The organism is Clostridium sp. CM036 (assembly GCF_055081135.1).
The window spans coordinates 2,616,763-2,627,500 of sequence record NZ_CM143652.1; the positions used below are offsets into that span (position 1 = coordinate 2,616,763).

Consider the following 10,738-nt stretch of genomic DNA (forward strand, 5'->3'; position numbering starts at 1 on the left):
GTATATCCAGCATTGATATATCCCCTACAATTTTCTATCCAGAGTTTTGCTGCCGACTTCCTCCAGATTCCACCTCACGGTGGACACCCTTGTCTTAATCTAACGGTTGGTACCATTCCCCCGCATCGGACTTTCACCGACAGGTAAGCGCCAATTTCAGGCGTACAATCGAGTAGGAGCTAAATAATTAATTTATTTAGCGACCTCTCACACCACCGTGCATACCGTTCGGTACACGGCGGTTCAATAGAAATTAATATTTTAATAAATATGTCTCAGATATAGAAACTAATCCTATATTTTTAAGGTATTTATTGGTCAATGTTTTGTTTAATATAGGGCTATTGGATGTTCTCCAATAGCCTTTCCTTGTATTTGCATGTTGCAAAGCTTTATTGTTTGGTATTCCTAATTTAACAAGGTTCCCATATTTTGTTTTAATCTTTTTCCATTGTTTCCAAAAACACATTCTAATTCTTCGCCTTAACCATTCATCAAGTGTTTTAAGAATACTTTTAATGTCTGCAATAGCAAAATAATTTATCCATCCAACTATCACTTGCTTAAGTTTCATAAACCTATATTTCATGCTCATCGCATTACTTCTTGAAGTTAATTCTTTTAGCTTTGCTTTGAATTTGATTATAGGTTTTTGAGGAACTCTCATTCTGTATTCACCTTTTGCTCGGTAAAATGAAAATCCTAAAAATTTAAGTTTCCAAGGTCTATCTACTGTACTCTTTTCTTTATTCACTCTAAGCTTTAACTTTTCCTCAATAAATCTCGTAATACTCTTCATTACTCTATTTGCTGATTTCTCACTTTTGACGTATATATTCGCATCATCAGCATATCTACAAAAGTTTAGTCCTCGTTTTGTTAGTTCTACATCGAGTTCATGTAACATTACGTTACTTAATAATGGGGACAAAGGCCCGCCTTGAGGTGCTCCTTCTTCTGTATTCATAAATACCCCATTTATCATCACTCCACTTTGTAGATACTTTCGTATCAGAGAAATTACTCTACTATCTTTAATATCTTCCGATAGTATCCTTATTAATTTATCATGATTTATCGTATCAAAGTATTTAGAAAGGTCTATATTCACCGTCCATGTATGTCCAGCATTAATATATCCCCTACATTTTTCAACAGCTTGTTTTCCACTTCTTAAAGGTCTAAAACCGTAACTATTATCAGAAAATTTCTTTTCATATATTGGTATTAGAGTTTGTGATATCGCTTGTTGAATAACTCTATCTAATACAGTAGGTATTCCAAGTAGCCTAATTCCACCGTCAGGTTTTGGTATTTCTACCCTTCTTACGGCTAGAGGTCTATATCTACTTTCTAATAATGATTGCCTTAATTCTTGTCCATGCTCTTTTAGATAATGTAGAAGTTCATCTACTGTCAAACCATCAATCCCATGACTTCCTTTATTGGCTTTTACTCTTTTATATGCTTTATTCATATTATCTCTCGATAATATCTGCTCGAGTAAACCATTATCATATTCATTCACATCGTTTCTTCCTTCTTCTGACATAGAGGAAATACTATGCACTTCTACATTACCTTCGAGTTCCACTCTATTCTCTCGTAGAGAGCCTTCTTTATGAAGTTGTCTGCTTTTATCATATTTTCTCGTATCCTTCAAAATTCCAAAACCTCCTATTGTTCAGTCCTTCCCACGCTAACGCGTTTTGCATGGTACTATGACGTCTGCTGACTTCTGATAGTTCAGCCATACATCACTGTATGGGTTGTTATTTCTAAATTCATATCCACAACTTACCTATCAGATCTCCCCGGGTAAGAACGCAATCTTTCACTCCATCTATCTGCTACATTTACACCACTTGTTTCGAATAGTTTTGGGCTTCGTTTTGTATTGCAAACTTACCCACAAGCATATGCCTTATATGTAGTTTCTGTTCGTCAGACCGGAGTTTGGCCGCCAACTTCCTTCAGATTCCATCTCACGATGGACACCCTTGTCTTAAGCTATGCACTTGGCACTATTAACCCGTGCTAGGGACTTTCACCCATTAGATTGCGCCCATGCCGGGCGCACAATAAAAACCGCTAAGTATAACTTAGCGGTTTTTTTCTTACCTGGCGACAACCTACTCTTCCACAAGGTCACCCCTGCAGTACCATCGGCGCATTGAAGCTTAACCTTCGTGTTCGGTATGGGAACGGGTGTTACCTTCATGCCATAATCACCAGATTGAGAATATAAATATTCTCTGAAAATTGCACAGTGAATTAGTCTTCTTCCTTACGTCCGAAGCTTCGCGTTATTTCTAATTATTTAGGTCAAGCCCTCGACTTATTAGTATTAGTCAGCTGAACATGTTACCATGCTTACACCTCTAACCTATCAACCTGGTGGTCTTCCAGGAGTCTTACTAACATCGCACTTACGTGCGAGTTATGGGAAATCTCATCTCAGGGTGGGCTTCACGCTTAGATGCTTTCAGCGTTTATCCCTTCCAAACATAGCTACCCAGCGATGCCACTGGCGTGACAACTGGTGCACCAGAGGTTTGTCCATCCCGGTCCTCTCGTACTAAGGACAGCTCCCTTCAAATTTCCTACGCCCGCGACGGATAGGGACCGAACTGTCTCACGACGTTCTGAACCCAGCTCGCGTGCCGCTTTAATGGGCGAACAGCCCAACCCTTGGGACCTACTTCAGCCCCAGGATGCGACGAGCCGACATCGAGGTGCCAAACCTCCCCGTCGATGTGGACTCTTGGGGGAGATCAGCCTGTTATCCCCGAGGTAGCTTTTATCCGTTGAGCGATGGCCCTCCCACGAGGTACCACCGGATCACTAAGCCCGACTTTCGTCCCTGCTCCACTTGTAAGTGTCGCAGTCAGGCTCCCTTCTGCCTTTGCACTCTTCGCGCGATTTCCAACCGCGCTGAGGGAACCTTTGGGCGCCTCCGTTACTTTTTTGGAGGCGACCGCCCCAGTCAAACTGCCCACCTAACAATGTCCTGTGACCAGATTCATGGCCTCCAGTTAGAACCTCAGTACTGTCAGGGTGGTATCCCAAGGATGACTCCACACAGGCTGACGCCCATGTTTCTCAGTCTCCCACCTATCCTGTACAGACAATACCGAAATTCAATGCTAAGCTACAGTAAAGCTCTACGGGGTCTTTCCGTCCAATCGCGGGTAGCAAGCATCTTCACTTGCACTACAATTTCGCCGGATGTGTTGTTGAGACAGTGCCCAAATCATTACGCCATTCGTGCGGGTCGGAACTTACCCGACAAGGAATTTCGCTACCTTAGGACCGTTATAGTTACGGCCGCCGTTTACTGGGGCTTAAGTTCATACCTTCGCTTGCGCTAAGTAATCCCCTTAACCTTCCAGCACCGGGCAGGCGTCAGCCCCTATACATCAGCTTTCGCTTTAGCAGAGACCTGTGTTTTTGCTAAACAGTTGCTTGGGCCTATTCTCTGCGACCTACTTACGTAGGCACCCCTTCTCCCGAAGTTACGGGGTCAATTTGCCGAGTTCCTTAACAACAATTCTTCCGATGGTCTTAGGATTCTCTCCTCACCTACCTGTGTCGGTTTGCGGTACGGGCACCAATATCCTCGATAGAGACTTTTCTTGGCAGCGTGGAATCAGATACTTCGGGAATAAATTCCCTTCCCCATCACATCTCAGCGTTAAGAGCAAACGGATTTGCCTGCTTGCTCCGCCTAAATGCTTAGACACACATCCAATAGTGTGCACATCTTATCCTCCTGCGTCATCCCATTTCTAATAACGTCCATTGGTGGTATCGGAATATCAACCGATTGTCCATCACCTACGCCTTTCGGCCTCGGCTTAGGTCCCGACTAACCCTGAGAGGACGAGCCTTCCTCAGGAAACCTTAGGTTTTCGACCGTTAAGATTCTCACTTAACTCTCGCTACTCATGCCAACATTCTCACTTCTGTACCGTCCACCACTCCTTACGGTATGACTTCAGCCAGTACAGAAAGCTCCTCTACCGCGTACACAATTGTGTACACCCATAGCTTCGGTGGTAAGTTTTAGCCCCGGACATCTTCGGCGCAGGATCTCTTGACTAGTGAGCTATTACGCACTCTTTAAATGAGTGGCTGCTTCTGAGCCAACATCCTAGTTGTCTTAGAAATCCCACATCCTTTTCCACTTAACTTACACTTTGGGACCTTAGCTGATGGTCTGGGCTGTTTCCCTTTTGACTACGGATCTTATCATTCGCAGTCTGACTGCCGAAATAAAAGTATATGGCATTCGGAGTTTGATAGGGTTCAGTAACTGTTGTCAGCCCCTAGCCCATTCAGTGCTCTACCTCCATTACTCAATTAATCGACGCTAGCCCTAAAGCTATTTCGAGGAGAACCAGCTATCTCCGAGTTCGATTGGAATTTCTCCGCTATCCACAGCTCATCCCATGGTTTTTCAACACCAACGTGGTTCGGACCTCCACGGAATTTTACTTCCGCTTCATCCTGGCCATGGATAGGTCACCCGGTTTCGGGTCTACGACATGCAACTATGCGCCCTATTCAGACTTGGTTTCCCTTCGGCTCCGTACCTTAAGTACTTAACCTTGCTACATATCGTAACTCGTTGGCTCGTTCTACAAAAAGCACGCCGTCACACATATAAAGTGCTTCGACCGGTTGTAGGCACACGGTTTCAGGTTCTATTTCACTCCCCTTCCGGGGTTCTTTTCACCTTTCCCTCACGGTACTTCTTCACTATCGGTCACTAGGTAGTATTTAGCCTTGGGAGGTGGTCCTCCCAGCTTCCCACAAGGTTTCACGTGTCTCGTGGTACTCTGGATTAGATCTGACTGTTTTTCCTTTTCATTTACAGGCCTATTACCTTCTGCGGAGCAGCTTTCCAGCTATCTTCAATTAAGGAATTGCAGTATTTATGATCTATCCTCAACCCCCAGATCAAAGACCTGGGTTTGGGCTCTTTCCCTTTCGCTCGCCGCTACTTAGGAAATCGATGTTTCTTTCTCTTCCTCCGGGTACTTAGATGTTTCAGTTCCCCGGGTCTACCTCTGCATACCTATTTATTCAGTATGCAGTACATAGTTGTTACTATGTGGGTTCCCCCATTCGGAAATCTTTGGATCACAGGCTATTTGCGCCTACCCAAAGCTTATCGCAGCTTAACGCGTCCTTCTTCGGCTCCTAGTGCCAAGGCATTCGCCATGCGCCCTTTGTAGCTTGACCTTGATTCTGTCTATTTACATAGACGGTTATATTAATTTTGCGAAATTGTATTAAATCAATTTATAAACTACTTGCGTAGTTTTAATTTTTTTAAAACAACTTTTTTCACTGTGCAATTTTCAAAGAACATTTTAAGAAAAACTATTCATTATCTAACTCCTAAGAGTTAGATAAAATTAGTCTCTCAAAATTAAACAGAGAACTAGGTACGATTAATTACAATAGATATTTTTGAAGAACAAATTAATATTCTTCTATTGCATCGACCGAAGTCAATACATCTACTCCCTAGAAAGGAGGTGATCCAGCCGCAGGTTCTCCTACGGCTACCTTGTTACGACTTCACCCCAATCATCAATCCCACCTTCGGCCGCTGGCTCCTTACGGTTACCTCACGGACTTCGGGTGTTACCAACTCTCATGGTGTGACGGGCGGTGTGTACAAGGCCCGGGAACGTATTCACCGCGACATGCTGATTCGCGATTACTAGCAACTCCGGCTTCATGTAGGCGAGTTGCAGCCTACAATCCGAACTGGGATGAGTTTTTGAGTTTGGCTCCACCTTGCGGTCTTGCATCTCTTTGTACTCACCATTGTAGCACGTGTGTAGCCCTAGACATAAGGGGCATGATGATTTGACGTCATCCCCACCTTCCTCCCGGTTAACCCGGGCAGTCTCACTAGAGTGCTCAACTTAATGGTAGCAACTAATGATAAGGGTTGCGCTCGTTGCGGGACTTAACCCAACATCTCACGACACGAGCTGACGACAACCATGCACCACCTGTCACCCTGTCCCGAAGGACTTCGCCCATCTCTGGGTTATGCAGGGGATGTCAAGTCTAGGTAAGGTTCTTCGCGTTGCTTCGAATTAAACCACATGCTCCGCTGCTTGTGCGGGCCCCCGTCAATTCCTTTGAGTTTTAATCTTGCGATCGTACTCCCCAGGCGGAATACTTAATGTGTTAACGGCGGCACCGAGGTTCGACCCCCGACACCTAGTATTCATCGTTTACGGCGTGGACTACCAGGGTATCTAATCCTGTTTGCTCCCCACGCTTTCATGCCTCAGCGTCAGTTACAGTCCAGTAAGTCGCCTTCGCCACTGGTGTTCTTCCTAATCTCTACGCATTTCACCGCTACACTAGGAATTCCACTTACCTCTCCTGCACTCTAGACACCCAGTTTCAAATGCAGCACCCAAGTTAAGCTCGGGTATTTCACATCTGACTTAAATGTCCGCCTACGCATCCTTTACGCCCAGTAAATCCGGACAACGCTTGCCACCTACGTATTACCGCGGCTGCTGGCACGTAGTTAGCCGTGGCTTCCTCCTCTGGTACCGTCATTATCGTCCCAGAAGACAGAACTTTACAACCCGAAGGCCTTCATCATTCACGCGGCGTTGCTGCGTCAGGGTTTCCCCCATTGCGCAATATTCCCCACTGCTGCCTCCCGTAGGAGTCTGGACCGTGTCTCAGTTCCAATGTGGCCGATCACCCTCTCAGGTCGGCTACGCATCGTCGCCTTGGTGAGCCGTTACCTCACCAACTAGCTAATGCGCCGCGGGTCCATCTCAAAGTGGAATTTTCCGAAGAAAAATCCTTTGATGTTTCGATCATGCGACCAAAACATATTATGCGGTATTAATCTCCCTTTCGGGAGGCTATTCCCCTCTTTGAGGCAGGTTACCCACGTGTTACTCACCCGTCCGCCGCTAATCCACCCCGAAAGGTTTCATCGCTCGACTTGCATGTGTTAGGCACGCCGCCAGCGTTCGTCCTGAGCCAGGATCAAACTCTCAATTTAAAAGTTTACACTTTTTTAGTTGAAATGATTAATCTGCGACAACTGTTAAGTTGTTACGCAAGCTCATTACATACTTTTAGTCTTACGACTAAATTTTACTTTATACTAAAGTAATTAACTGGTTTAGCGAAATATTATTTCGCTATCTTTACCTATTTCTCTGTTTAATTTTCAAAGACCAATTTACTTTGTCATCATGTGACGACTTCTACTATATTACTAGGTATTTCTTATTTTGTCAACATTTCTTTTAAACATTTTAGAATATTAAATGTTAACTTATCAATCTTTATAGTTACTCGTTCGTGACTACAAGGAGTATTCTATCATAATAATAAAATTCTATACTTAACCTACCATTTATATAATAGAATTATTATTAATTTGCTATATATTACTCTAATAATCTAATAATTAACTATGCTGACACACGTGAATAGGTGTCTGCGTGATTTTTGCTTTAGTAACGTTTGTTAAAAAAATATTTTACTATATATTTCATAATTAGCTAACCATATAAATTAATATATGTATGATTGTATTATTTTTTGAAATATACCATCCTTCAATAAAAAAAGGATTTACATAAATATTATATGTAAATCTTTTTTCAATATAAATAAATATAAATTTCAAATATTAAACTTAGCTTTATAACTTCACTTTCATAAATATATTGCATTTAATATTAACAGTTATGTCAAATGAATTCACATTATCCACAAGTGTTCGCCTATTTATGTTAATAAAACCATATCATTTTTAATATTATGTAACTATATATTAGCTCCATTATTTTTAGTGAATCGAGTAGGAGCTAAATAATTAATTTATTTAGCGACCTCTCACACCACCGTGCATACCGTTCGGTACACGGCGGTTCAATAGAAATTAATGTTTTAATAAATATGTCTCAGATATAGAAACTAATCCTATATTTTTAAGGTATTTATTGGTCAATGTTTTGTTTAATATAGGGCTATTGGATGTTCTCCAATAGCCTTTCCTTGTATTTGCATATTGCAAAGCTTTATTGTTTGGTATTCCTAATTTAACAAGGTTCCCATATTTTGTTTTAATCTTTTTCCATTGTTTCCAAAAACACATTCTAATTCTTCGCCTTAACCATTCATCAAGTGTTTTAAGAATACTTTTAATGTCTGCAATAGCAAAATAATTTATCCATCCAACTATCACTTGCTTAAGTTTCATAAACCTATATTTCATGCTCATCGCATTACTTCTTGAAGTTAATTCTTTTAGCTTTGCTTTGAATTTGATTATAGGTTTTTGAGGAACTCTCATTCTGTATTCACCTTTTGCTCGGTAAAATGAAAATCCTAAAAATTTAAGTTTCCAAGGTCTATCTACTGTACTCTTTTCTTTATTCACTCTAAGCTTTAACTTTTCCTCAATAAATCTCGTAATACTCTTCATTACTCTATTTGCTGATTTCTCACTTTTGACGTATATATTCGCATCATCAGCATATCTACAAAAGTTTAGTCCTCGTTTTGTTAGTTCTACATCGAGTTCATGTAACATTACGTTACTTAATAATGGGGACAAAGGCCCGCCTTGAGGTGCTCCTTCTTCTGTATTCATAAATACCCCATTTATCATCACTCCACTTTGTAGATACTTTCGTATCAGAGAAATTACTCTACTATCTTTAATATCTTCCGATAGTATCCTTATTAATTTATCATGATTTATCGTATCAAAGTATTTAGAAAGGTCTATATTCACCGTCCATGTATGTCCAGCATTAATATATCCCCTACATTTTTCAACAGCTTGTTTTCCACTTCTTAAAGGTCTAAAACCGTAACTATTATCAGAAAATTTCTTTTCATATATTGGTATTAGAGTTTGTGATATCGCTTGTTGAATAACTCTATCTAATACAGTAGGTATTCCAAGTAGCCTAATTCCACCGTCAGGTTTTGGTATTTCTACCCTTCTTACGGCTAGAGGTCTATATCTACTTTCTAATAATGATTGCCTTAATTCTTGTCCATGCTCTTTTAGATAATGTAGAAGTTCATCTACTGTCAAACCATCAATCCCATGACTTCCTTTATTGGCTTTTACTCTTTTATATGCTTTATTCATATTATCTCTCGATAATATCTGCTCGAGTAAACCATTATCATATTCATTCACATCGTTTCTTCCTTCTTCTGACATAGAGGAAATACTATGCACTTCTACATTACCTTCGAGTTCCACTCTATTCTCTCGTAGAGAGCCTTCTTTATGAAGTTGTCTGCTTTTATCATATTTTCTCGTATCCTTCAAAATTCCAAAACCTCCTATTGTTCAGTCCTTCCCACGCTAACGCGTTTTGCATGGTACTATGACGTCTGCTGACTTCTGATAGTTCAGCCATACATCACTGTATGGGTTGTTATTTCTAAATTCATATCCACAACTTACCTATCAGATCTCCCCGGGTAAGAACGCAATCTTTCACTCCATCTATCTGCTACATTTACACCACTTGTTTCGAATAGTTTTGGGCTTCGTTTTGTATTGCAAACTTACCCACAAGCATATGCCTTATATGTAGTTTCTGTTCGTCAGACCGGAGTTTGGCCGCCAACTTCCTTCAGATTCCATCTCACGATGGACACCCTTGTCTTAAGCTATGCACTTGGCACTATTAACCCGTGCTAGGGACTTTCACCCATTAGATTGCGCCCATGCCGGGCGCACAATAAAAATAACAGTCCTAATAGGACTGTTATTTGGTGGACCTTCAGGGACTCGAACCCCGGACCGACCGGTTATGAGCCGGTAGCTCTAACCAGCTGAGCTAAAGATCCATGTATTGACCTGGCGACAACCTACTCTTCCACAAGGTCACCCCTGCAGTACCATCGGCGCATTGAAGCTTAACCTTCGTGTTCGGTATGGGAACGGGTGTTACCTTCATGCCATAATCACCAGATTGAGAATATAAATATTCTCTGAAAATTGCACAGTGAATTAGTCTTCTTCCTTACGTCCGAAGCTTCGCGTTATTTCTAATTATTTAGGTCAAGCCCTCGACTTATTAGTATTAGTCAGCTGAACATGTTACCATGCTTACACCTCTAACCTATCAACCTGGTGGTCTTCCAGGAGTCTTACTAACACCGCACTTACGTGCGAGTTATGGGAAATCTCATCTCAGGGTGGGCTTCACGCTTAGATGCTTTCAGCGTTTATCCCTTCCAAACATAGCTACCCAGCGATGCCACTGGCGTGACAACTGGTGCACCAGAGGTTTGTCCATCCCGGTCCTCTCGTACTAAGGACAGCTCCCTTCAAATTTCCTACGCCCGCGACGGATAGGGACCGAACTGTCTCACGACGTTCTGAACCCAGCTCGCGTGCCGCTTTAATGGGCGAACAGCCCAACCCTTGGGACCTACTTCAGCCCCAGGATGCGACGAGCCGACATCGAGGTGCCAAACCTCCCCGTCGATGTGGACTCTTGGGGGAGATCAGCCTGTTATCCCCGAGGTAGCTTTTATCCGTTGAGCGATGGCCCTCCCACGAGGTACCACCGGATCACTAAGCCCGACTTTCGTCCCTGCTCCACTTGTAAGTGTCGCAGTCAGGCTCCCTTCTGCCTTTGCACTCTTCGCGCGATTTCCAACCGCGCTGAGGGAACCTTTGGGCGCCTCCGTTACT

The 10,738-nt window shown here is 42.3% G+C and carries 2 protein-coding genes, 1 tRNA gene and 5 rRNA genes (1 of these 8 cut by a window edge); all 8 read right to left on the bottom strand.

From position 1 onward, the window contains the following. Nucleotides 1-253: 253 nt before the first annotated feature. Nucleotides 254-1,663, bottom strand: coding sequence for a group II intron reverse transcriptase/maturase (gene ltrA, locus ACWJKE_RS12270; protein WP_462952632.1), 1,410 nt, complete (start codon nt 1,661-1,663; stop codon nt 254-256). A 456-nt stretch (nt 1,664-2,119) separates the two neighbouring features. Beyond that, nucleotides 2,120-2,236 (bottom strand): 5S ribosomal RNA (gene rrf, locus ACWJKE_RS12275). Between the two features lie 85 nt (nt 2,237-2,321). Beyond that, nucleotides 2,322-5,247: ribosomal RNA gene (locus tag ACWJKE_RS12280) — 23S ribosomal RNA — on the bottom strand. Nucleotides 5,248-5,539: 292 nt separating this feature from the next. After that, nucleotides 5,540-7,057, bottom strand: a 16S ribosomal RNA gene (locus ACWJKE_RS12285). Together the 16S, 23S and 5S rRNA genes form the textbook arrangement of a ribosomal RNA operon. A gap of 891 nt (nt 7,058-7,948) precedes the next feature. Then, entirely contained in the window at nt 7,949-9,358 is a 1,410-nt protein-coding gene (ltrA, locus tag ACWJKE_RS12290) for a group II intron reverse transcriptase/maturase (RefSeq protein ID WP_462952630.1), read from the bottom strand. A 450-nt stretch (nt 9,359-9,808) separates the two neighbouring features. Beyond that, nucleotides 9,809-9,885 (bottom strand) — tRNA-Ile (locus ACWJKE_RS12295). An 8-nt stretch (nt 9,886-9,893) separates the two neighbouring features. Further along, a 5S ribosomal RNA gene (gene rrf, locus ACWJKE_RS12300) occupies nt 9,894-10,010 on the bottom strand. 85 nt (nt 10,011-10,095) lie between these two features. Continuing rightward, nucleotides 10,096-10,738, bottom strand: a 23S ribosomal RNA gene (locus ACWJKE_RS12305); it runs 2,283 nt beyond the window's last position.